Genomic DNA, 22,059 nt, shown 5'->3' with positions numbered 1-22,059 from the left:
TGGGGGTTACCGCGGGGACCGCGGCGCTCGAAGTGACCGTGGTGGCTTCCGACGGGACGACCGTCGTGATGACAACCGTCGTGACGACAGTCGTGGTGGGTCCGACCGCGGTGGCTCCGGCCGGCGTGACGACCGTGGTGGCTTCCGGCGTGACGACAACCGGGGCAGCGGTGGCGGTTACGGACGGCGTGATGACCGTCGGGATGATCGCGACCGTGGTCCCCGTCCGTCGTTCCAGCGTGACGATCGTGACCGTGGGCCGCGTCGGGACGACCGCGATCGTGACCGTGGTGGCTTCCGGCGTGACGACCGTGGGGACCGCGGTGACCGTCCGGCCTTCCGCCGCGACGATCGACGTGACGACCGCCGCGATGACCGCCGCGATGACCGTGGCGAGCGTCGTGACGGTGACCGTGGTGGCTTCCGCCGCGACGACAACCGCGGTGGTGGATACGACCGTGGCGGCTACGGCCGGCGCGACGACCGCCCCAGTGACGACCGGGGCGACCGTGGCGGGTTCCGCCGTGACGACCGGCGTGATGACCGTCGTGATGATCGCGACCGTGGTCCCCGTCCGTCGTTCCAGCGCGATGACCGGGACCGTGGGCCGCGTCCGTCGTTCCAGCGTGACGATCGTGACCGTGGGCCGCGTCGGGACGACCGCGACCGTGACCGGGGTGGCTTCCGGCGTGACGACCGTGGGGACCGCGGTGACCGTCCGGCCTTCCGCCGCGACGACCGGCGAGACGACCGGCGTGACGATCGCCGCGATGACCGTGGCGAGCGTCGTGACGGTGACCGTGGTGGCTTCCGCCGCGACGACAACCGCGGTGACCGTGGTGGGTTCCGTGGCCGGGACGACCGCGGTGGACGCGGGCCCCGGCGCGACGACCGTAGGGACGACCGTGGCGGGCGTCCCGGAGGCTTCCGTGGCCGTGACGACCGGCGCGGTGGTGGAGGCGGCGGTGGCCGGTTCCGTGACGACCGGGACCGTGACCGCGATCGCGAGCCGATCAGGCGGCTGCCGATCCCCGAGGACGTCACCGGCGAGGAGATCGACAAGGACGTACGGCAGGAGCTGCAGAGTCTGCCGAAGGGGCTCGCGGAGGACGTCGCCAAGAACCTGGTGATGGTCGCCCGGCTCATCGACGAGGACCCCGAGGGCGCCTACGGCTACTCCAGGGTGGCCCTGCGGCTGGCGTCACGCGTTGCCGCCGTACGAGAGGCCGCCGGGTTCGCGGCGTACGCGAACCAGAAGTACAGCGAGGCGCTCGCCGAGTTCCGGGCCGCGCGGCGGATGACCGGCAGCGCGGAGCTGTGGCCCGTGATGGCCGACTGCGAGCGTGGGCTCGGGCGGCCGGAGAAGGCGTTGGACATGGCCGGCGCTCCCGAGGTGCACAAGCTCGACAAGGCCGGGCAGGTCGAGATGCGGCTCGTCGCGGCCGGCGCCCGGCGTGACCTGGGCCAGCTCGACGCGGCCATCGTGACGCTGCAGAGCCCCGAGCTCGCCTCCAACTCCGTACAGCCGTGGACCGCTCGGCTGCGGTACGCCTACGCCGACGCACTGCTGGCCGCCGGCCGGGAGGGCGAGGCGCGGGAGTGGTTCGCCAAGGCCGTGGAGTCGGACAAGGACGGCAGCACCGACGCCTCCGACCGGCTCGCCGAGCTGGACGGGGTCGAGTTCGTCGACGCCTTCGACGAGAGCGAGAGCGAGAGCGACAACGAGAGCGACAACGAGGTCGAGGTCGAGAACGAGAGCGAGGGGGACGGCGAGAGTGAAGACGTCGTCGTCGGCGCCGAGGTCGAGACCGATGTCGAGGACGACAACAAGGGCTGATCTCTGAGCGAGGGGCGGGGCCGTATGGTCCCGCCCTTTCGCGTTTTCAGACGTCCAGCGTGCGCAGGACCAGGCCCGAGGCCGGTTTCGGGCCGAAGGACGTCGACTTGCGGGGCATCGTCACGCCCTGGCGGGCCAGGTCGCGTACGACCTCCTCGCGGACCGGGTGCATGAGGACGGCCGTACCGCCGTCGCGTTCCGCCTTCTCGACCGTGGCCGCCGTGTCGTGGATGTAGGCGATGTGGGCCGGGGAGTCCTCGGGGATGTGCCACACGTGGTCGAGGAGGGTGGCGTGCAGGACCGTCGCGTCCAGGGTTCGCCAGGCCGTGGGGCGGTCGGCGGGGATCGTGCGGGCCAGGAGGTCCGGGTCGGGGCGGTCGACGAGGTGGAAGGCGCCGTCGCCGGTGAGAAGGAAGGCGTTGCCCGCGCAGGCCGCGTCGGCGAGGACGTCCAGGGCCTCGGCCAGGGGCACGTCCAGGCGTCGTATCCGGAACAGGCCATCGAGGGCGGCGAGCGCGTCCGCCACCGGCAGGCCGTGCAGGAGGCGGTGGATGGCGCGGACGCGCAGCGGGTAGCGGGCCGTGTCGACCAGGAGGACCAGGCCGTAGTCCCAGGGGCTGGGGGAGGGGTGCTCCGCGCGTAGACGTCGATAGGTCGCCCAGCGGTGGTGGCCATCGGCGATCAGGGCCTGGTGCTGGGCCAGGTCGGACTGGACGCGGGCCAGGTCGGACGGTGCCGTGATCGCCCACAGGCGGTGGCTGTAGCCGTCCTCGGTGGTCGTGGAGAGGATGGGGGGCTCGGCGGCGATGCGTTCCACGGCCTGGGTCGCGGCCGCCGTCGAGCCGTTGCCGCGGTACGTCAGGAGCAGCGGCTCCAGGTTCGCGGAGGTCGCGCGCATCAGGGCCGCGCGGTCGGCGACCACGTGCGGCATGACGTCCTCGTGCGGCAGGACCACGCCTTCGGAGGGGTCCGAGACGCGCAGGGCGCCGATGATGCCGCGCTGGAGCATGCCGTCGTCGTGCCGTTGCTCGTAGACGTACAGGCCGGGATCGGTGTCGGCGGCCAGGACGCCCTCGGCCTGCCAGCGGCGCAGGGTGTCCGACGCCTGCTCGTTGCGGGCGGTGGGCGTCGGGGCCTGCGGCAGGATCAGGCGGACGATGTTGTGCGGATCGGAGTCCTGGAGATGGTGCAGGCCGTCGGGGCGTACGACGACGTCGTACGGTGGTGACGTCACCGCGGCCAGGCTGCCGACCCGGTCCGGGTCGTAGCGAAGGCCTCGGAACGGGGTGAGTTCCAGGCCTCGGCGCTCCGTTGCTTCCGAGTGACCTGCAGTGTTCATCCCGGCATCGTACGTGTGTCAGTGGCGTGAGGGATGATCGGGGGAAAGCCGTCGAACGAGGAGCGATGCGGAATGAGCCAGGTCGTCAGGACGAGGCCCGAGGGCAGTGGGCAGGCCCTGAACGAGGCGTACGACACCGCACTGCTCGATCTCGATGGTGTGGTGTACGCCGGTGGCAATGCCATCGTGCATGCCGTCGAGTCGCTGGCCACTGCTCGCGCCGGCGGGATGCATCTCGCGTACGTCACCAACAACGCGCTGCGGACGCCGGACACGGTGGCGGACCACCTGACCGAGCTGGGGATACGGACGGGTGCGGACGACGTCATCACCTCCGCCCAGGCGGTCGCGCGGCTGATCAGTGAGCAGGTGCCGGCGGGGTCGCGGGTGCTGGTGATCGGCGGCGAGGGGCTGCGGGTCGCGCTGCGCGAGCGCGGGCTCGTGCCCGTCGAGTCGGCGGAGGACGAACCGGCGGCGGTCGTACAGGGGTACGGCGGGCCCGAGTTGCAGTGGGCGCGCTTCGCCGAGGCCTGTTACGCGATCGCGCGCGGGGTGCCCTGGTACGCGTCCAACACCGACCTCACCATTCCGAGCGCGCGCGGGATCGCGCCGGGCAACGGCGCGGCGGTGGAGGTCGTGCGGATCGCCACCGGCGCCGAACCGCAGGTCGCGGGCAAGCCTTTGCCCCCCATGCACCGCGAGACGATCCTGCGCACGGGCGCCGAGCGGCCGTTGGTCGTCGGCGACCGGCTGGACACGGACATCGAGGGGGCGTTCAACGGTGAGGTCGACTCGCTGCTCGTCCTCACCGGCGTCACCGACGGAGCTCAGCTGCTGGCCGCACCGCCGCAGCACCGGCCGACGTATGTCGACGCCGATCTGCGCGGACTGCTCACGGGACAGCCGGAGGTCGGCGAGGCGGACGGCGGCTTCCGGTGCGGGGGTTGGACGGCCACGGCGGGCGCGGACCGGCTGGAACTCGACGGTGACGGGGAGGCCTTGGACGGGCTGCGGGCGCTGTGCGCGGCGGCCTGGACGGCGGCCGGGGACGGTGTGTGCCGGCTCGACTCGGGGAAGGCGCTGGCGCGGCTGGGCTTGTGAGGCGGGGCGGGTGCTTCACCGTGCGTGTGAGTACGGGGAGTTGTGAGCCGTACCACACGGCTGGCGGCCGTATCGATCCTGTGAATCCGGAAGCCGTCGCGACCAGGGATCGAAGGGGAATGCGAGGGTAGGCTAACCTAACTGCGTGTTGGTCGACAGTCCTCCAGAACAGCGCGCGGAGACCGCTCCCGCGCCCCCAACCCGCCGGGCGGTACGTGGCCTTGGGCTGCTCGCCTCCGTCGCGGTGCTCGCGCTCGTCGCCGTGGCGAGCATCGCGATCGGGGCGAAGGGGCTGTCCCTGGAACAGGTGTGGCACGGGCTGTTCCAGGACACGGGGACGTACGGCGACGTCGTGGTCGACGAGCGGCTGTCGCGGACCGTGCTCGGGCTGCTAGCCGGCGCCGCGCTCGGGCTCTCCGGGGCCGTGTTGCAGGCGCTCACCCGCAATCCGCTGGCCGATCCCGGGCTGCTCGGCATCAACGCGGGCGCGTCCGCCGCGGTCGTCACGGCGATCACGTACTTCGGTGTCACCTCGCTGACCGGGTACGTCTGGTTCGCCTTCGGCGGTGCGGCGGCCGTCGGGGCGCTGGTCTGGTTCCTCGGGGGCAGCCGGGGGGCCACGCCCGTGCGGCTCGCGCTCGCCGGGACCGCGATCAGCGCCGCGCTCTACGGCTATCTCCAGGCCGTGATGATCACGGACCAGGCGGCGCTCGCCAGGATGCGGTTCTGGACGGTCGGTTCGCTGTCCTCGGCGAACGACTCGACCATCCTTCAGGTGCTGCCGTTCCTCGCGGTCGGCACACTGCTCGCCCTCGGGCTCGCCCGGCCGCTGAACGCCGTGGCCATGGGCGACGACACCGCCAAGGCCCTCGGCGCGAACCTCAACCGCACCCGGGCGCTGTCCATGCTGGCCGCGACCGTGCTGTGCGGGGCGGCGACCGCCGCGTGCGGGCCGATCGCCTTCGTCGGGCTGATGGTCCCGCACGCCGTACGGTCCTTCACCGGCCCCGACCTGCGCTGGATCCTGCCGTACGCCACGATCCTGTCACCCGTGCTGCTGCTCGGCGCCGACGTCGTCGGCCGGGTCGTGGCCCGTCCCTCGGAGTTGCAGGTCGGCATCGTCACCGCGCTCATCGGCGGGCCGGTCTTCATCTTTCTGGTACGACGGCGGAGGACGGCGCAGCTGTGAAGGGCAACCGTGTGCTGAGGACGCCGGGCGGGCTCTCGCTGCGTCTGGACGTCCGTGCCGCCACCGTCGTGGGCCTGCTGGTGCTCGCCGCGTTCGCCGCGAGCGTCGTGCTGATCGGGACCGGGGACTTTCCGATCTCCGCGAGCGACGTGGTCAGGACGCTGGCCGGGAACGGCGACGCCGGGCAGGAGTTCATCGTCAACGAACTGCGGCTGCCGCGGGTCCTGGTCGGGCTGCTGGTCGGCGCCTCGCTCGGGCTCGGCGGCGCCCTGTTCCAGGCCCTGACCCGGAATCCGCTGGGCAGTCCCGATGTGCTCGGGCTCGGGCAGGGGGCGACCGCCGGGGCGCTCGTGATGATCGTGCTGTTCAGCGGCAGCGCGGCCCAGGTGACCATCGGTGCCCTCGTGGGCGGGCTGGTGACCGGGCTCGCCATCTATCTGCTCGCCTGGAAGCAGGGCGTGCACGGATATCGACTGGTCCTGGTCGGTATCGGCGTCTCCGCGATCGTCACGGCGGTCAACGGCTATCTGCTCACGATCTCCGACATCATCGACGCCTCCCGCGCGCTCGTCTGGATGACCGGGTCGCTCAACGGCCGCGACTGGGAGCAGGTCTGGCCGCTGCTCGCGCTGTGCGCGGTCCTCGTGCCGTTCGTCCTCGGCAACGCGCGCGGGCTGCGGATGATGGAGATGGGCGACGACGTGTCCAACGCGCTGGGCGTGCGCGTGGAGCGGGTGCGGGCGCTGCTGATGGTGGCCGCCGTCCTGCTCACCGCGACCGCCACCGCCGCGGCCGGCCCGGTCGGCTTCGTGGCGCTCACCGCCCCGCAGCTCGCCCGCCGGCTGACCCGCTCGCCCGGCCCGAACCTGCTGGCCTCCCTGTGCATGGGCGCCGCCCTCCTGGTCACCGCCGACTGGGCCTCCCAACGCGCCTTCGGCGCCGACCAGCTGCCCGTGGGCGTGGTCACCGGCGTCCTCGGCGGTGTCTACCTCCTGTGGCTTCTCGTCACCGAGCGCAGGGCGGGCCGGATATGAGCAACGACAGCACCACCAACAGCGGGCTGAACAACCGAAGGAGCACCGTGAACCGTCTGTCCGCCGAGAAGGTCACCCTCGCCTACGACCAGCGGGTCATCGCCGAGCAGCTGTCGGTGGAGATCCCCGACAACTCCTTCACCGTGATCGTCGGCCCCAACGCGTGCGGCAAGTCCACGCTGCTGCGGGCCCTGTCGCGGATGCTGAAGCCGAGCCAGGGCCGGGTGCTGCTCGACGGGCAGGTCATCCAGTCGATGCCGGCCAAGAAGGTCGCCCGGACGCTCGGCCTGCTGCCGCAGTCGTCCATCGCGCCCGACGGCATCACCGTCGCCGACCTCGTCGGCCGCGGCCGGTACCCGCACCAGGGCATCCTGCGCCAGTGGTCGACCGAGGACGAGCGGGTCGTACAGGAATCGATGGCCCAGACCGGGGTCGCCGAGCTCGGCGACCGCTATGTCGACGAGCTGTCCGGCGGTCAGCGGCAGCGGGTGTGGATCGCCATGGCGCTCGCCCAGCAGACCCCGCTGCTGCTGCTCGACGAGCCGACGACCTACCTCGACATCCAGCACCAGATCGACGTCCTCGACCTCTGCGCCGAGCTGCACGAGGAGCAGGGGCGCACCCTGGTCGCCGTGCTGCACGACCTCAACCACGCCGCCCGGTACGCCACCCACCTGATCGCGCTCAAGGACGGCCGGATCATCGCCGAGGGCGCGCCGAACGACATCGTCACGGCCCAGCTGGTGGAGGAGGTCTTCGGACTGCGCTGCCAGGTCATCGACGACCCGGAGACGGGGACACCGCTGGTGGTGCCGGCGGCGCGGAAGGCACGCGCGCGCGTGGTGGCTACAGAAGCTTCCTGAGCTGGAACAGGTCGCGCAGACCGGCCTCCAGCTTCACCCGGCCCGAGCCCCAGGCCTTGGCGAAGTTCAGCTCGCCGTTCACCAGGGCCACCAGGTCGTCGCCCTTCATGGTCAGTCTGATCTGCGCCTTGTCGGGCGGCGGCCCCTGAAGGGTGTCGTCGACCCTGATCCGCCCGCCGGTCATCCGGCCGACGAAGGTCACGTCCAGATCGGTGATACGGCAGCTCACCGAGCGGTCCAGCGCGGCCGCCGCGCGGACGTCGCCCTCGGCGCCCTGCATGTTGTCCGACAGTTTCTCGAGTGCGGCGCGGCACTCCTCGATCGTTGCCATCGCGATCGACGGTACCCCAGGGCTTCGGGGTAGCGTCTGGGCATGAGCGACTCTGTGCCCGAGGCCACGGCCGAGGAGACGCCGGTCGAGGTCGAACCCGCGTACGACCCGGCCGTCCCCGCCCCGCTGAACGTGGTCCGCACCCCCACCGGCAACGCCGAGATCGACGCGCAGCTGGAGCGGCTCGGCGACGCCGACCACCTCGCCACGGACGGACATGTCGAGGTGTACGAGGATGTACACCGGGGGCTGCGCGACGCGCTCACCGCGCTCGACGCCCGCCCGGGACCTCCGGCGCCCTCACCGTCGTATGACCAGAGGGCCCCTTCACCCTCGTATGGCAATAGGAGCTGAACCGAACGTGGCAGGAGTCGCACGTCGTCGTCTGGACGCCGAGCTGGTGCGGCGGAAGCTCGCGCGCTCGCGCGAGCATGCCGGCCAGCTGATCGCGGCCGGGCGGGTCAGCGTCGGCAAGACCGTCGCGACCAAGCCGGCCACCCAGGTGGAGACCGCGGCGGCGATCGTGGTGTCGCAGGACGACGGCGATCCCGACTACGTCTCCCGAGGCGGGTACAAGCTTGCGGGCGCGCTACAGGCGTTCGTACCGCGGGGGCTCGTCGTCGAGGGGCGGCGGGCGCTCGACGCCGGCGCCTCCACCGGCGGTTTCACCGATGTGCTGCTGCGGTCCGGGGCCGCGCACGTGGTCGCCGTCGACGTCGGGTACGGGCAACTCGCGTGGACTCTGCAGAGCGATGAACGCGTCACCGTCAAGGACCGTACGAACGTACGCGAGTTGACGCTTGAAGCGATCGATGGGGAACCTGTGGATCTTGTCGTGGGTGATCTGTCCTTCATTCCGCTCGGGCTGGTGCTGCCTGCCCTGGTGCGTTGTGTGAAGCCGGACGCCGACCTGGTGATGATGGTCAAGCCGCAGTTCGAGGTGGGGAAGGAACGGCTGGGCAGCGGGGGAGTCGTACGCAGTCCGCAGTTGCGGGCGGAGGCCGTCCGGGGAGTGGCCCGGAAGGCGGGGGAACTCGGGCTCGGGGTGCAGGGTGTCACCGCGAGTCCGCTGCCCGGGCCCTCCGGGAATGTCGAGTACTTTCTGTGGCTGCGGGCCGGGGCACCCGAACTGGACCCGGCCGATGTCGATCGTGCAGTGGCGGAGGGGCCGCGTTGACTCAGAAGTTGACACAGAACCGAGCTCGTACTGTTTTCCTGCTCGCCCACACCGGCCGGCCCGCGGCGATCCGCAGCGCCGAGCTGGTCGTGAAGGGGCTGCTGCGCGAGGGCATCGGGGTACGGGTCCTGGAGTACGAGGCCGCCGACCTGCCGCTGCCCGAAGAGGTGGAGCTGGTCAAGGAGGCGACTGCGCAGTGCCTCGAAGGGTGCGAGCTGCTCATCGTGCTCGGTGGTGACGGGACGCTGCTGCGGGGCGCCGAGTTCGCCCGTGCGTCCGGGGTGCCGATGCTCGGCGTCAACCTCGGGAGCGTCGGATTCCTCGCGGAGGCCGAGCGGGACGACCTCGACAAGGTCGTCGACCGGGTGGTCTCCAAGTCGTACGAGGTCGAGGAGCGGATGACCGTCGACGTCGTCGTTCACCGGAACGGGGACATCGTCCACACGGACTGGGCGCTCAACGAGGCCGCCGTGCAGAAGGCCGGCGCCGAGAAGCTGCTCGAGGTCGTGCTGGAGATCGACGGGCGGCCGGTCACCGGGTTCGGCTGCGACGGGATCGTGCTGTCCACGCCCACCGGGTCGACGGCCTACGCGTTCTCCGCGGGCGGGCCCGTGGTGTGGCCCGAGGTCGAGGCGCTGCTGATGGTGCCGATCAGTGCGCACGCGCTGTTCGCGAAGCCACTGGTGACCTCGCCGAACTCCGTGCTCGCGGTGGAGCTGCTGCCGCACATTCCGCCGGGGGTCCTGTGGTGCGACGGGCGGCGGACGTTCGAGCTGCCGCCGGGGGCCAGGGTCGAGGTGCGGCGGGGGGCTGTGCCGGTGCGGCTGGCCCGGCTGCATCACGCTTCGTTCACGGATCGGCTCGTCGCGAAGTTCGCGCTGCCGGTGTCCGGATGGCGGGGAGCGCCTCACTAAAACCTCCACTCGCCCGGGTGACAGGGTGCCTCGCGCTCGTCCTGCCCTACCTCGTAAGGTCTTCATCGTGCTGGAAGAGATGCGGATACGGTCGCTCGGCGTCATCGACGATGCGGTGGTCGAGCTGTCGCCGGGGTTCACCGCCGTCACCGGTGAGACGGGTGCGGGCAAGACCATGGTGGTCACCAGCCTCGGGCTGTTGCTGGGCGGACGGGCCGATCCGGCGCTGGTGCGGATCGGCGCCGAGAAGGCCGTGGTCGAGGGGCGGATCACCGTGCCCTCGGGCGCCTCGGCCGTGGTGCGGGCCGAGGAGGCCGGGGCCGAGCTCGACGACGGCGCCCTGCTCATCAGCCGTACCGTTTCCGCCGAAGGGCGGTCGCGGGCACACGTCGGTGGGCGCAGCGTGCCCGTGGGGCTGCTCGCCGACCTCGCCGACGACCTCGTGGCCGTGCACGGGCAGACCGATCAGCAGGGGCTGCTGAAGCTGTCCCGGCAGCGGCAGGCGCTCGACCGGTACGCCGGTGACGCCGTGGCCGGGCCGCTCGCCAAGTACGGCGAGGCCTATCGGCGGCTGCGGGCCGTGGCGGTCGAGCTGGAGGAGATCGTCACACGCGCGCGTGAACGGGCCCAGGAAGCCGACATGCTGCGCTATGGGCTCGAGGAGATCGCCGGGGTCGAGCCGCGGGCCGGTGAGGACGTGGAGCTCGCGGAGGAGGCCGAGCGCCTTGGACACGCGGAGGCGCTGTCGTCCGCCGCAACGGCCGCCCATGCCGCCCTCGCCGGGAATCCCGAGGACCCCGAGGGCATCGACGGCGGCACGCTCGTCGCGGGCGCCCAGCGGGCGCTGGACGCCGTGCGGTCCTACGACCCGGCGCTGTCCGTGCTCGCCGACCGGATCGGGGAGATCGGGATCCTGCTGGGCGACGTGGCGGGGGAGTTGGCGGGATACGCCGACGATCTCGACGCGGATCCCCTGCGGCTGGCGGCAGTCGAGGAACGGCGGGCCGCGCTCACCGCGTTGACCCGGAAGTACGGCGAGAACGTCAACTCCGTGCTGGCCTGGGCCGAGCGGAGTGCGGCGCGGCTGACCGAGCTGGACGGCGACGACGACCGGATCGACGAACTCACGGCCGAGCGGGACGCGCTGCGGGCCGAACTCGGGGGTCTCGCACAGGCGTTGACCGATGCGCGGGCCGAGGCGGCCGAGCGGTTCGCCGCCGCCGTGACCGCCGAGCTGGCCTCGCTCGCGATGCCGCACGCGCGTGTGTCGTTCGAGCTCCGGCAGACCGAGGATCCGGAGGGCGTCGAGGTCGGCGGCCGTACCGTCGCCTACGGCCCCTCCGGGGTCGACGAGGTCGAGCTGTTGCTCGCCCCGCATCCGGGGGCGCCGCCGCGGCCGATCGCCAAGGGCGCGTCGGGCGGTGAGCTGTCGCGCGTGATGCTCGCCGTCGAGGTCGTGTTCGCGGGCACCGACCCCGTGCCGACCTACCTCTTCGACGAGGTCGACGCCGGTGTCGGCGGCAAGGCCGCGGTCGAGATCGGGCGGCGGCTGGCGAAGCTCGCGAAGACCGCGCAGGTCGTGGTCGTCACCCACCTTCCGCAGGTGGCCGCGTTCGCCGACCGGCAGCTGCTGGTCGAGAAGACCAACGACGGATCGGTGACCCGGTCCGGCGTGAAGGTGCTCGAAGGCGAGGACCGGGTACGGGAGTTGTCCCGGATGCTGGCCGGTCAGGAGGACTCGGAGACGGCCCGGGCGCACGCGGAGGAGCTGCTGGCGACGGCCAGGGCGGACGCGTAGGGCGGTCGGCCGACCTGGGTTCTAGGGTGTTCGGATGGTCAACCTCGTACGCACGACTGCCTCGTTCGGACTCGCCGCTTCCCTCACCCGTGCCGGGATCGCCGGGCTGCGCGCCAAGGCGCCCGGTGGGCGCGGGCGTTGGGAGCGGAAGAACTACGCCGGGCGGACGGTCGAGCTGTACGCCGGTCCGGCCACCGCGGTCGGTACGGCCGTCGGGGTCGGGCGGGTGCGGCCCGCCGCGGGGCTCGCGGTGCTGGTCGCCGGGGTCTGCGGGGCGTACGACGATGTCGCCGGGGCCGGTGATTCCCGGCGCGGGTTCCGGGACCATCTCGGGGCGCTGCGGGACGGTGAGATCACCAGCGGGGCCGTGAAGCTGTTCGGGATCTCGGCGGCCGGGCTCGTCGCGGGGGCGCTGCTCAGGGAGCGGGCCGTCGACAAGGTGCTCGCGGGGGTCGTGATCGCCGGGGCCGCGCACTTCGTCAACCTCGTGGACGTACGGCCGGGGGCGGCCGCCGGCGCGGTCCTCGCGCTCGGCGTGCCGGGGCTGCTGCGCTCCGGTCCCGGCGCGGAGATCGCCGCCGCCACGATGGGCGCCGCCGCGGCCGTACTGCCGGACGACCTCGGCGAGCGCGCGATGCTCGGCGACACGGGGGCGCATGCGCTGGGCGCGGCTCTGGGGGCGGCCGTGGTCGTGGGCAACGGGCGGGCCGGGCTGGCCGCCCATGCCGTCGCCTTGGTGGCCGCGGCGGCCTGCGGGGAGCGGGTGAGCGAGGCCGCGCGGACGGTGGTCCTGCCGGGGGCGCGCAGGCCGGCGTGAGGTGTGGCGGTTTGCTGGGGTGCGCGGGCCGGCGTGAGGTGTGGGGTTGCTCGGGCGGCACGCGGCGTGAGGTGCCGGGCTTGTGATCCGATCCGGTCCATTCCCTCCCCGGCTCCTTCACCGGCCCACCCCGGAACCACCCCCTCCTCACCCGTGTGAGTGACGCCGGGCCCCGTCCTGTCCGGGCCCCGTCGTCTCCGCGTTGCCCGAACCCCCGTCCGTGCTGGCATCCTTGGCGTAGTACGTGGAGGAAACCGCGCGGTACACCCCCTCCGCCCGGTCCTTCTGTACCTTCTTCGTGACCGCCCGACGCCGAACCAGGAGCCCCGGCCACGTGAGCCCCGTGAGCAGCCACTCACCGCACGGCCAGTCGTCGCTGCGCACCGTGCAGGTGCTGGGCGGCGGCAACGCCGGCAGCAGCGCGCACGTGCGCTCGCTGGCCTCCGGGCTCGTCGCCAGGGGCGTGCGGGTGACGGTGTGCGCCCCCGTCGAGGCGGATCGCGCCTACGACTTCACGGGCGTCGGCGCCGAACACGTGCACGTGCCGCGCAGCACCGACCCGGGCTCCGTGGCCGCCCTGCGGGATGTGTGCAAGGACGCCGACCTGGTCCACGCGCACGGCCTGCACGCCTCCTTCCGGGCCGTTCTCGCGCTCAGCGGCCGCAGTACGCCGCTCGTCGTCACCTGGCACAACCGCGCCCACGCCGAGGGCGCCCGCGCCCATCTGCTGCGCCTGCTGGAGCGGCGGGTCGTGAAGGCGGCCACCGTGGTGCTGGGCACCAGCTCCGACCTGGTGGACCGGGCCCGGCGCACCGGCGCGCGGGACGCCCGGCTCGCCGCCGTCGCGCTGCCCGGCCCGCGCCGGTCCGAAGGGCCCGAGGACCCCGACCCGAGCTCCAAGATCCGGGCCGAACTCGGCGCCACCGGCCGCCCGTTGCTGATGGCCGTCGGCTCCCTCGACCGCCATCGCGGTTACGACACCCTGCTGGACGCCACGCGCGCGTGGCGCCGCCTCGACCCCGTGCCGCTTGTGGTGATCGCGGGGGAGGGGCCGCTGCGGACGGTCCTGCAGCGCCGTATCGAGGACGAAGGGCTGCCCGTACGGCTGATCGGGCGGCGGGACGACGTGGGCCGGCTGCTCGCCGCCGCCGACCTCGCTCTGCTGTGCAGTAGTTGGGAATCCCGGTCGGTGCTCGCCCAGGAGGCGCTCCACGCGCGCGTGCCGCTCGTCGCGACCCGGGTCGGCGGCATCCCCGAACTCGTCGGCGACGCCGCGGAACTCGTCCCCTACGGGGACGCGGAGGCTCTCGCCGACGCCGTGGCCGGGCTGCTCGACGACCCCGAACGGCGTGACGTGCTGCGGGAGAAGGGCACCCGGCAGGCGGCCACCTGGCCGACCGAGGACGAGACGGTCGCCCAAGTGCTGAGCATCTACGACGAGTTGACGCAGCCCCTGCCGTTGATCTGACCCGGAGACGCTAGGACACGTGTCTGCGGGCCCGCAGCGCCAGGCTCAACGCCAGGACCGTCTGCGGGTCGTCGAGGTCGGTGCCGAGCAACTCGCCGATACGGGCGAGGCGGTTGTAGAGGGTCTGGCGGTTGAGGTGGAGTTCGCGGGCCGTCTCCGCCTTGCGGCCCGCGTGCGCCAGATACGTCTCCAGGGTGGGGAGCAGCGGCGGGCGGGAGCGGTTGTCGTGGTCGCGCAGGGGGCCGATCGCGCGGTCTACGAAGGCCGCCAGATCGGGGTGGTCGCGCAGCCGCCACAGCAGGAGGTCGATGTCGAGGCGGCGGGCGTCGTACCAGGGGCGGTCCGTGAGGCCCTGTGCCGCGGTCGCCGTCTCCGCCGCGTGCCTGAGCCCCGCCGAGGCCGCCGCCCAGCCGCCCGCGACGCCCACCACCACGACCGGCGGCTGTGCGCCCGGCCGCTGCATGCCGGCCCGCTCCACCCCGGCCCGCAGCGCCGCCGAGACCCGGTCCGCGACGGCCGACCGCTCCGACTCCGAACGCAGGCCCAGCAGCACCAGGACACGGCCCTCGACGGGTCGTACACCCAGAAGTACGGGTACTCCGACCGAGGCCAGCTCCTCGGAGACCGCGCGGGCCAGTACCGCCCAGCCTCCGCCGGGGGAGAGGGCGTCGCCGAGCCGCATGACGACCGGGAGGAGGGGGCTGTTGCCGGGCTTGAAGCCCAGGACGCGCGCCTGCGCGGGGGCGTCCTCCGCGGCGATACGGCCCTCGGCGAGGTCGGTGAGGAAGTCGCCGCGCCCGCGCGCCGCCAGCTCCTCCTCCTGGCGGGCCTGCATCAGGACGACGGCGAGTATGCCGGCGGCCCGCTCGGCGGCCATCCGGTGCACCGGGCCGAGCGGGGCGCGTACGGGGAGCAGGACCAGCCGCGCCCGTACCGAACCCGTGCCCGGACCACCGCCGGGCACGTCCACCAGCGCGGAGCCGGCCGGGGGCGTGTCCTTGTGCTGGCCGCGCAGCCCCTCCCACACCTGGAGCGGATCCGCGCCCTCGGGACCCGCGCCGGCCGCGTACAGCAGCTGGCCGTCGGTCGTCTCCAGGAAGACCGGGTTGCCGCTGAAGTCGGCCAGGATGCCCAGGACTTGGGGTACTCCACCGCCGCCCAGGAGGGCCTCGGTACATCGGCGGTGCACCTCCTCGGCGCGCTGGAGCAGGGCGTAGTGGCCGTTGACGATCTCGGTGTGGATCTCCTCGGTGACCGTCACGAAGGGCACCTCGCGGTGCAGCTGGACCAGCGGGAGGCCGGCCGCGCGGGCCGTGTCGACCAGGGCCGCGGGGAGGCGGGTGAAGCGGGGGCCGAGTTCCATGACGAGGGCGGCGATGCCGCGTTCGGCGAGGGTGCGGACGAAGGCGCGCTGTTCGGCCGGGCGGGTGCCGAGTCCGTAGCCGGTGGTCAGCAGGAGTTCGCCGCCCTTCAGCAGCGAGGCGATGTTGGGCACCTCACCGGCGTGCACCCAGCGCACGGTGCGCTGGAGCCGGTCGGCGCCCGCGAGCACCTCGGGCAGCCCACTGCGCAGCCCGGGCAGCTCCAGCGCCCGCTGCACGGTGATCCCTGCGCCCTGGGTGTCGAATCTGCTGTCCGTAGCGCTGTCCATAGGCGGACGCTACCTGCGGAGACCGGGTGGGGACATCTCCGGGGGGTTGACGTGTATGCCGTCGGGTAGCGGGCCCGGCATGGACTTCAGTGTGGTCGCCGTGGCGCGGGAGGACGACAGTCCGGTCGAGGAGCCGTTGCGGGTGGCGGTGGTCGCCGATCGGCTGGGATACCGGGAGGTGTGGGCGGGGGAGGGGCCGACGTGGGACTCCTTCGTCCTCGCGGCGGCCATCGGGCGGGCCACGGAGCGGATCGCGCTGACCGCGGGGCCGGTGCCGGTGTCGGTGCGGGACGCGTACACCGTCGCCCGGGGTGCCGCCTCCGTCGCCGCGGTCACCGGACGGGCGGTCGGCGTGGCGCTGGGTACCTCCAGCAGGCGGGTCGTGGAGGGCGTGCACGGGCGGCCGCGGGTGCGCCCCGCCGCCGTACTGGAGGAGACGGCGGCGGCCGTGCGGGGCCTGCTACAGGCCGCGCCGGGTGGGCCCGTCGTGCCCGGCAGCCCCTTCCGGCGCCGGCTGCCACCGCCCGGTGGGCCGCTCACCGTCGCCGCGTTCGGCGACCGTGCGATCGCCACCGCCGCCGCGCACGCGGACCGCATGCTGCTGGACGTGGTCTCGCCCGAGCAGGTGCGTGAGCTGCGCGGCAAACTGGACGCGGCGGCCGGGCGGGTCGGCCGTACGCCCCCGACGCTGGCCGCGTGGCTGCCGGCCGCCGTCGACCCCGCCCCCGAGTCCCTCGCCCAGGTCCTGGGCGGCATCGCCGGCTATCTGACGGTGCCGGGCTACCGCGAGGTGTTCGCCGAGGCGGGCTTCGCCGAGGCCGTCGAGCTGGCCGCGTCCGGCGCCGACCGCGGCACGCTGGTCCGCGCGCTGCCACCGGAGGCGGCCGGCACGGTGGGCCTGGTCGGCGACCTCGCGACGGTACGCGCGCGTGTCGCCGACTACGCGGAGGCCGGGCTGGACGAGATCGCCCTGGTCCCGGCGACGGCGGGAGACCGGGCGGGGGAGCGCACCCTGACGGCGCTGAGGCCGGCGGCGTCCTGAGACGGGCGCGCGGTGCGGGGCGGCCCGGCGTCCGCGCCGCCCCGCGGGACCCTCACCCCGGCTTGATGTTGTGGTTGAAGCGGAACACGTTGTCCGGGTCGTACCGCCGCTTCACCGCGCCCAGCCGCGCCGTGTTCTCCGCGCCCAGGCCCGCCACCACCCGCTCCTCGCCCTCGTCGCCGATGAAGTTCAGGTAGGTCGCGCCGGTGCTCCACGGCTGTACGTCGGCCCGGACGTCACGGACCCACCGCATGCAGCGTTCGTCGTCCGCCGGGTCCTCCCAGATGCCGAACGGGTGGACCGCCCAGGGGGCGTCGCGGTACGGGACCGGGAACTCGTGCGGGCCCGAGGCGATCGCGCCGCCCTGCGGGAACAGGACGTGCTGGGTGCCGGTCGGCGCGGGAATCGAGTCCGCGCGGGCGCAGAAGACGTCCACCAGCTCGTCGGGGAGGCCGGTCAGGTACTCGGCCGACCAGTAGTTCCGCATGCCCTCCGGGTCGTCGAACATCGTCTGGAAGTCGGCGTACGGGACCGCGGTGACGATCTCGCCCTCGTGCGGCAGGGCGAGCAGCGGCTCGGCCGTCTTGCGCATGTCCTCCTCGGCACCGGCGTAGGCCACCAGCGCACCGCACATCAACTTGCCCACCAGAGACGGCGGTACGAACTCCTCCGGCGGCCCGGTCACGTACAGGACCCCGCCGCTCGCCTCCGCCGGACCGGACTCGATGACCTCCCGGTAGACGCGGGCGACCTCGCGGCCGTACTCCGGCTGGTACAGCACCATCGCGATGGAGAACGCCGGGAGCGGGTGGAGCTTGAGGGTGATCGCCGTCGCGACGCCGAAGTTGCCTCCGCCGCCGTGCAGCGCCCAGAAGAGTTCCGGGTTCTCGTCGGCGTTCGCGTGCACGCGCGTGCCGTCGGCGGTGACCAGTTCGACGCCGAGCAGGTTGTCGACGGCGAGCCCGCAGGAGCGGTCCAGCCAGCCCGTGCCGCCGCCGAGGACGTACCCGCCGACGCCGGTGGTGGAGGCCCGGCCGCCGGTGGTGGCGAGGCCGTGCGGCGCGGTCGCGCGGTCCAGCTCGCTCATCGTGGCGCCGCCCGCGACCCGTACCGCGCGGGCCGCCGGATCGACGGTGACCGCACGCATGTGGCGCAGGTCTACGACGACACCGCCGTCGCCCAGCGCCATGCCGGCCACGCTGTGTCCGCCGCCGCGCACGGCGATCGGCAGGTCGAGGTCGCGGGCGAAGCGGACCGTCCGTACGACGTCCTCGTCGGTCACACACTGGGCGATCACCGCCGGACGCCGGTCGATCATCGCGTTGAAGACGGTCCGGGCCTCGTCGTAGCCCGCGTCCCCCGGGGCGAACACGTCGCCGACCAGATCCTCGCGCAGCGCGGCGAGGGCCGCGCCCGCCTTCGAGAGGGAAGCCATGGCCGCCCCCCTTTCCGGAAAGGGGGAATTGTCGGCTTCCAGCCTAGGTGTAGCGCCCCAAAGGGGCGCGGGGAACTGCGCGACCAGCCATGATGAGACCGTCGGACGGCCGCGCAGCTCCCCCTCGCGGCCGCTAGCCTCCGTACGCGCCCGACGCAGTCAGTCGCAGCGCCGTGTCGATGAGCGGAACGTGGCTGAACGCCTGCGGGAAGTTGCCGACCTGGCGCTTGAGGCGCGGGTCCCACTCCTCGGCGAGCAGGCCGAGGTCGTTGCGCAGATCGAGGAGCTTTTCGAAGAGCTTGCGGGCCTCGTCCACGCGGCCGATCATCGCGAGGTCGTCCGCCATCCAGAACGAGCAGGCCAGGAAGGCCCCTTCGTCGCCGGGGAGGCCGTCGACGCCCTCGCTGGAACCCTCCGTCGGGTAGCGCAGGATGAAGCCGTCCGGCGTGGACAGCTCGCGCTGGATCGCCTCGATGGTGCCGATGACACGCTTGTCGTCGGGCGGCAGGAAGCCCATCTGCGGGATCAGCAGCAGGGACGCGTCCAGCTCCTTCGAGCCGTACGACTGCGTGAAGGTGTTGCGCTCCTTGTCGTAACCCTTCTCACAGACATCCCGGTGGATGTCGTCCCGCAGCTCGCGCCACCGCTCCAGCGGGCCGTCCGCGTCACCGGACTCGATGAGCTTGATGGTGCGGTCGACGGCGACCCAGGCCATGACCTTGGAGTGCACGAAGTGTCGGCGCGGGCCGCGCACCTCCCAGATGCCCTCGTCCGGCTCGTCCCAGTGCTGCTCCAGGTAGCGGATCAGCTTGAGCTGGAGCAGGGAGGCGTAGTCGCTGCGGGCCAGGCCGGTCATGTGGCCGAGGTGCAGGGCCTCGGTGACCTCGCCGTACACGTCGAGCTGGAGCTGGTGGGCCGCGCCGTTGCCGACGCGGACCGGCGCGGAGTTCTCGTAGCCCGGCAGCCAGTCCAGCTCCGCCTCGCCGAGCTCGCGCTCGCCCGCGATGCCGTACATGATCTGGAGGTTCTCGGGGTCGCCGGCGACCGCGCGCAGCAGCCACTCGCGCCAGGCGCGGGCCTCCTCGCGGTAGCCGGTGCGCAGCAGCGAGGAGAGGGTGATGGCCGCGTCGCGCAGCCAGGTGTAGCGGTAGTCCCAGTTGCGGACGCCGCCGATGTCCTCGGGCAGGGAGGTGGTGGGGGCGGCGACGATGCCGCCGGTCGGGGCGTACGTCAGGGCCTTGAGCGTGATCAGCGAGCGGATCACCGCCTCGCGGTACGGGCCGTGGTACGTGCAGTGTTCGACCCACTCGCGCCAGAAGTCCTCGGTCGCCTCCAGCGAGGCCTCCGGCTCCGGCAGCGGCGGCGGCTCCTTGTGCGAGGGCTGCCACGAGATGGTGAACGTGATCCGGTCACCGGGGGCGACCGTGAAGTCCGAGTACGTGGTCAGGGACTTGCCGTAGGTCTCGCACTCGGTGTCGTACCAGACCGAGTCCGGGCCGGCCACGGCGACCGTGCGCCCCTCGTGCTTGTGCACCCACGGCACGACGCGGCCGTACGAGAAACGCATGCGCAGGGCCGAGCGCATCGGGACGCGGCCCGAGACGCCCTCGACGATGCGGATCAGCTGGGGGGCGCCGTCACGCGGGGGCATGAAATCGGTCACCCGGACCGTGCCGCGCGGGGTGTCCCACTCGGATTCCAGGATCAGCGAGTCGCCGCGGTAGGTGCGCCGGGCCGCCCTCGGCGGCTGGGCGTCGGAGGCGTGGGCCGGGCCCAGGCGCCAGAATCCGTGTTCCTCCGTGCCCAGCAGACCGGCGAAGATGGCATGCGAGTCGAAGCGGGGCAGGCACAGCCAGTCCACTGTGCCGTCCCGACAGACCAGGGCTGCGGTCTGCATGTCTCCGATGAGTGCGTAGTCTTCGATGCGCCCGGCCACGTGCAACTCCAGTCGAACGGCCACGTCACCCCCCGAGCAAAAAGGGGGCTGTCGCTGGTGCGGTCAAGGGGTCGTTGTAATGCGTCGTTGAGCGGTGAAGCAAAGCAGTCGTTCCGGCCGTGTGGCAAAACGACAATCGATGCTCAACGAACTGACGAGCTCTCGTTGTTCCGGGGCGTACGGACGGGGGTGGTGCCGTGTCGCCGGCCGGGCTCGGCAGCGAGTGTCCGAGCAGGATACGACGCACGTAGATGATCTGTGTGCCGCTCCGGGCAACCCGGATCGGCCGATCGGGTGAGCGCCGGGTGAGAAACCGGTGCGGTGGTGCGGGTTCGTGTCGACGCGTGTGCAGAGCGTGGCCGGAAGCCATCGGTCCTCGTCGCTGATACCCTGGTAGCCCGTGGACCGGTGGGAGAGAAACCCCCGAACCGCCACCCCAGACCGCGACCACGGGAGCCCCCTCTTGGCCATGACGCCCAAATCCACGACGACCAAGCACATCTTCGTCACCGGGGTGTCGCCTCCTCGCTCGGCAAGGGCCTCACGGCCTCCAGCCTGGGGATGCTGCTCAAGGCCCGGGGCCTGCGCGTCGTGATGCAGAAGCTCGACCCGTACCTGAACGTCGATCCCGGCACGATGAACCCCTTCCAGCACGGCGAGGTCTTCGTCACCAACGACGGCGCCGAGACCGATCTGGACATCGGACACTACGAGCGCTTCCTCGACCGTGACTTGGACGGCAGCGCCAATGTCACTACAGGCCAGGTCTACTCGACCGTGATCGCCAAAGAGCGGCGCGGCGAGTACCTCGGGGACACCGTGCAGGTCATCCCGCACATCACCAACGAGATCAAGCACCGCATCCGCCGCATGGCGACCGACGAGGTCGACGTCGTCATCACGGAGGTCGGCGGCACGGTCGGCGACATCGAGTCGCTGCCGTTCCTGGAGACGGTCCGCCAGGTCCGCCACGAGGTCGGCCGGGACAACGTCTTCGTCGTCCACATCTCCCTCCTCCCGTACATCGGCCCGTCGGGAGAGCTGAAGACGAAGCCGACCCAGCACTCGGTTGCGGCCCTGCGCAACATCGGTATCCAGCCGGACGCCATCGTGCTGCGCTGCGACCGCGAAGTCCCCACCGCGATCAAGCGCAAGATCTCCCTGATGTGCGACGTCGACGAGGCCGCCGTGGTCGCCTGCCCCGACGCCCGCTCGATCTACGACATCCCCAAGACCGTGCACGGCGAGGGCCTGGACGCCTATGTCGTCCGCAAGCTGGACCTGCCGTTCCGCGACGTGGACTGGACGACCTGGGACGACCTGCTCGACCGCGTCCACAAGCCCGACCACGAGATCACCCTCGCCCTGGTCGGCAAGTACATCGACCTGCCCGACGCCTACCTCTCGGTCACCGAGGCGCTGCGCGCCGGCGGCTTCGCCAACCGGGCCCGCGTGAAGATCAAGTGGGTCACCTCCGACGACTGCAAGACCCCGGCCGGTGCCGCGGCGCAGCTCGCCGACGTCGACGGCATCTGCATCCCCGGCGGCTTCGGCGACCGCGGTGTGCTCGGCAAGGTCGGCGCGATCAGGTACGCCCGCGAGAACAAGATCCCGCTGCTCGGCCTCTGCCTCGGCCTCCAGTGCATCGTGATCGAGGCGGCCCGCAACCTGGCCGACATCTCCGACGCCAACTCCACCGAGTTCGACTCCGCCACCGGTCACCCGGTCATCTCCACCATGGCCGAGCAGCTCGACATCGTCGCCGGCGAGGGCGACATGGGCGGCACCATGCGCCTGGGCATGTACCCGGCCAAGCTGGCCGAGGGCTCCATCGTGCGCGAGGTGTACGACGGAAAGGAGTACGTCGAGGAGCGGCACCGTCACCGGTACGAGGTGAACAACGCCTACCGCGCGGAGCTGGAGAAGAAGGCCGGCATCGTGTTCTCCGGCACTTCGCCCGACGGCAAGCTCGTCGAGTACGTGGAGTACCCGCGCGAGACGCACCCTTACCTGGTGGCGACCCAGGCCCACCCCGAGCTGCGCTCGCGCCCGACCCGGCCGCACCCGCTCTTCGCGGGCCTGGTGAAGGCGGCTGTCGAGCGGAAGACGTCGAACTAGCACAACAGT

At 72.3% G+C, this 22,059-nt stretch carries 18 protein-coding genes and 1 pseudogene; 14 read left to right on the top strand and 5 right to left on the bottom strand.

All coding sequences use genetic code 11. The features are described from left to right. Nucleotides 1-68 precede the first annotated feature (68 nt). Both ACQEWB_RS10860 and ACQEWB_RS10855 read left to right on the top strand, forming a co-directional pair. Nucleotides 69-1,130 (top strand): hypothetical protein, encoded by a 1,062-nt coding sequence (locus ACQEWB_RS10860; RefSeq protein WP_432843746.1) that lies wholly within the window; start codon nucleotides 69-71, stop codon nucleotides 1,128-1,130. After that, nucleotides 1,022-1,837 carry a hypothetical protein gene (locus ACQEWB_RS10855; RefSeq protein ID WP_432843744.1) on the top strand — a complete coding sequence of 272 codons (816 nt, stop codon included), beginning with the start codon at nucleotides 1,022-1,024 and terminating at the stop codon, nucleotides 1,835-1,837. The genes ACQEWB_RS10860 and ACQEWB_RS10855 overlap by 109 nt, the downstream gene beginning before the upstream one ends. Before the next feature lie 46 nt (nucleotides 1,838-1,883). Here the strand turns inward: ACQEWB_RS10855 and ACQEWB_RS10850 are convergent, their stop codons facing one another. Beyond that, a complete protein-coding gene (locus tag ACQEWB_RS10850; RefSeq protein WP_432829527.1) occupies nucleotides 1,884-3,176 on the bottom strand; it encodes a DUF1015 domain-containing protein in 1,293 nt (430 codons plus the stop codon). Between the two features lie 72 nt (nucleotides 3,177-3,248). Here ACQEWB_RS10850 and ACQEWB_RS10845 point away from each other — a divergent pair, with 72 nt between their 5' ends. From ACQEWB_RS10845 to ACQEWB_RS10830, 4 genes are all read left to right on the top strand, one after another. Next, nucleotides 3,249-4,277 carry an HAD hydrolase-like protein gene (locus ACQEWB_RS10845; RefSeq protein WP_432829525.1) on the top strand — a complete coding sequence of 343 codons (1,029 nt, stop codon included), beginning with the start codon at nucleotides 3,249-3,251 and terminating at the stop codon, nucleotides 4,275-4,277. Nucleotides 4,278-4,422: 145 nt separating this feature from the next. Next, complete coding sequence (locus tag ACQEWB_RS10840; RefSeq protein WP_432829523.1) at nucleotides 4,423-5,466, top strand: FecCD family ABC transporter permease; 1,044 nt, start codon at nucleotides 4,423-4,425, stop codon at nucleotides 5,464-5,466. Next, nucleotides 5,463-6,500, top strand: coding sequence for a FecCD family ABC transporter permease (locus ACQEWB_RS10835; RefSeq protein WP_432829521.1), 1,038 nt, complete (start codon nucleotides 5,463-5,465; stop codon nucleotides 6,498-6,500). The genes ACQEWB_RS10840 and ACQEWB_RS10835 overlap by 4 nt, the downstream gene beginning before the upstream one ends. Next, complete coding sequence (locus ACQEWB_RS10830) at nucleotides 6,497-7,363, top strand: ABC transporter ATP-binding protein (RefSeq protein WP_432829519.1); 867 nt, start codon at nucleotides 6,497-6,499, stop codon at nucleotides 7,361-7,363. Before ACQEWB_RS10835 ends, ACQEWB_RS10830 begins: the two co-directional genes overlap by 4 nt. Here the strand turns inward: ACQEWB_RS10830 and ACQEWB_RS10825 are convergent. Beyond that, complete coding sequence (locus ACQEWB_RS10825) at nucleotides 7,347-7,694, bottom strand: SCP2 sterol-binding domain-containing protein (protein WP_432829517.1); 348 nt, start codon at nucleotides 7,692-7,694, stop codon at nucleotides 7,347-7,349. The genes ACQEWB_RS10830 and ACQEWB_RS10825 overlap by 17 nt on opposite strands. A gap of 42 nt (nucleotides 7,695-7,736) precedes the next feature. Here ACQEWB_RS10825 and ACQEWB_RS10820 point away from each other — a divergent pair, with 42 nt between their 5' ends. The 6 genes from ACQEWB_RS10820 (at nucleotide 7,737) to ACQEWB_RS10795 (ending at nucleotide 13,868) form a co-directional block, all read left to right on the top strand. Next, nucleotides 7,737-8,048: a hypothetical protein gene (locus ACQEWB_RS10820; protein WP_432829515.1), complete on the top strand. Its 312-nt coding sequence runs from the start codon at nucleotides 7,737-7,739 to the stop codon at nucleotides 8,046-8,048. A 7-nt stretch (nucleotides 8,049-8,055) separates the two neighbouring features. Continuing rightward, nucleotides 8,056-8,871 (top strand): TlyA family RNA methyltransferase, encoded by an 816-nt coding sequence (locus ACQEWB_RS10815; protein WP_432829513.1) that lies wholly within the window; start codon nucleotides 8,056-8,058, stop codon nucleotides 8,869-8,871. 8 nt (nucleotides 8,872-8,879) lie between these two features. After that, nucleotides 8,880-9,785, top strand: a complete 906-nt coding sequence (locus ACQEWB_RS10810) for an NAD kinase (protein ID WP_133047303.1) — start codon at nucleotides 8,880-8,882, stop codon at nucleotides 9,783-9,785. 79 nt (nucleotides 9,786-9,864) lie between these two features. Beyond that, nucleotides 9,865-11,583: a DNA repair protein RecN gene (gene recN, locus ACQEWB_RS10805; protein ID WP_432843742.1), complete on the top strand. Its 1,719-nt coding sequence runs from the start codon at nucleotides 9,865-9,867 to the stop codon at nucleotides 11,581-11,583. Between the two features lie 34 nt (nucleotides 11,584-11,617). Further along, a complete protein-coding gene (locus ACQEWB_RS10800; RefSeq protein WP_432829510.1) occupies nucleotides 11,618-12,400 on the top strand; it encodes a hypothetical protein in 783 nt (260 codons plus the stop codon). 334 nt (nucleotides 12,401-12,734) lie between these two features. Then, nucleotides 12,735-13,868: a glycosyltransferase family 4 protein gene (locus ACQEWB_RS10795; protein ID WP_432829508.1), complete on the top strand. Its 1,134-nt coding sequence runs from the start codon at nucleotides 12,735-12,737 to the stop codon at nucleotides 13,866-13,868. Between the two features lie 10 nt (nucleotides 13,869-13,878). Here ACQEWB_RS10795 and ACQEWB_RS10790 read toward each other — a convergent pair whose 3' ends face one another. Beyond that, complete coding sequence (locus ACQEWB_RS10790; RefSeq protein ID WP_432829506.1) at nucleotides 13,879-15,519, bottom strand: PucR family transcriptional regulator; 1,641 nt, start codon at nucleotides 15,517-15,519, stop codon at nucleotides 13,879-13,881. A gap of 79 nt (nucleotides 15,520-15,598) precedes the next feature. Here ACQEWB_RS10790 and ACQEWB_RS10785 point away from each other — a divergent pair, with 79 nt between their 5' ends. Next, nucleotides 15,599-16,561 (top strand): LLM class F420-dependent oxidoreductase, encoded by a 963-nt coding sequence (locus tag ACQEWB_RS10785; protein ID WP_432829504.1) that lies wholly within the window; start codon nucleotides 15,599-15,601, stop codon nucleotides 16,559-16,561. Between the two features lie 52 nt (nucleotides 16,562-16,613). Here the strand turns inward: ACQEWB_RS10785 and ACQEWB_RS10780 are convergent, their stop codons facing one another. Beyond that, the gene (locus ACQEWB_RS10780; RefSeq protein WP_432829502.1) at nucleotides 16,614-17,996 is read right to left on the bottom strand and encodes an FAD-binding oxidoreductase; all 1,383 of its coding nucleotides are present in this window, start codon (nucleotides 17,994-17,996) and stop codon (nucleotides 16,614-16,616) included. Between the two features lie 133 nt (nucleotides 17,997-18,129). Further along, nucleotides 18,130-19,932: a glycoside hydrolase family 15 protein gene (locus ACQEWB_RS10775; RefSeq protein ID WP_432843740.1), complete on the bottom strand. Its 1,803-nt coding sequence runs from the start codon at nucleotides 19,930-19,932 to the stop codon at nucleotides 18,130-18,132. A 469-nt stretch (nucleotides 19,933-20,401) separates the two neighbouring features. Here ACQEWB_RS10775 and ACQEWB_RS10770 point away from each other — a divergent pair. Next, nucleotides 20,402-22,050 (top strand): annotated as a pseudogene (locus ACQEWB_RS10770) (CTP synthase). Nucleotides 22,051-22,059 lie beyond the last annotated feature (9 nt).

The sequence above is a fragment of the Streptomyces sp. CA-249302 genome, from assembly GCF_050936785.1.
GTDB lineage: Bacteria > Actinomycetota > Actinomycetes > Streptomycetales > Streptomycetaceae > Streptomyces.
The sequence above is the reverse complement of the archived record's forward strand: the minus strand, read 5'-3'. Positions and strand labels throughout refer to the sequence as shown.

Bases quoted from the DNA above. Each gene is read 5' to 3' on its own strand.
- ACQEWB_RS10850 (WP_432829527.1), bottom strand. From the start codon at position 3,176: ATGAACACTGCAGGTCACTCGGAAGCAACGGAGCGCCGAGGCCTGGAA.
- ACQEWB_RS10830 (WP_432829519.1), top strand. From the start codon at position 6,497: ATGAGCAACGACAGCACCACCAACAGCGGGCTGAACAACCGAAGGAGC.
- ACQEWB_RS10860 (WP_432843746.1), top strand. From the start codon at position 69: ATGACAACCGTCGTGACGACAGTCGTGGTGGGTCCGACCGCGGTGGCT.
- ACQEWB_RS10825 (WP_432829517.1), bottom strand. From the start codon at position 7,694: ATGGCAACGATCGAGGAGTGCCGCGCCGCACTCGAGAAACTGTCGGAC.
- recN (WP_432843742.1), top strand. From the start codon at position 9,865: ATGCGGATACGGTCGCTCGGCGTCATCGACGATGCGGTGGTCGAGCTG.
- ACQEWB_RS10800 (WP_432829510.1), top strand. From the start codon at position 11,618: ATGGTCAACCTCGTACGCACGACTGCCTCGTTCGGACTCGCCGCTTCC.
- ACQEWB_RS10785 (WP_432829504.1), top strand. From the start codon at position 15,599: ATGGACTTCAGTGTGGTCGCCGTGGCGCGGGAGGACGACAGTCCGGTC.
- ACQEWB_RS10845 (WP_432829525.1), top strand. From the start codon at position 3,249: ATGAGCCAGGTCGTCAGGACGAGGCCCGAGGGCAGTGGGCAGGCCCTG.
- ACQEWB_RS10790 (WP_432829506.1), bottom strand. From the start codon at position 15,519: ATGGACAGCGCTACGGACAGCAGATTCGACACCCAGGGCGCAGGGATC.
- ACQEWB_RS10780 (WP_432829502.1), bottom strand. From the start codon at position 17,996: ATGGCTTCCCTCTCGAAGGCGGGCGCGGCCCTCGCCGCGCTGCGCGAG.
- ACQEWB_RS10820 (WP_432829515.1), top strand. From the start codon at position 7,737: ATGAGCGACTCTGTGCCCGAGGCCACGGCCGAGGAGACGCCGGTCGAG.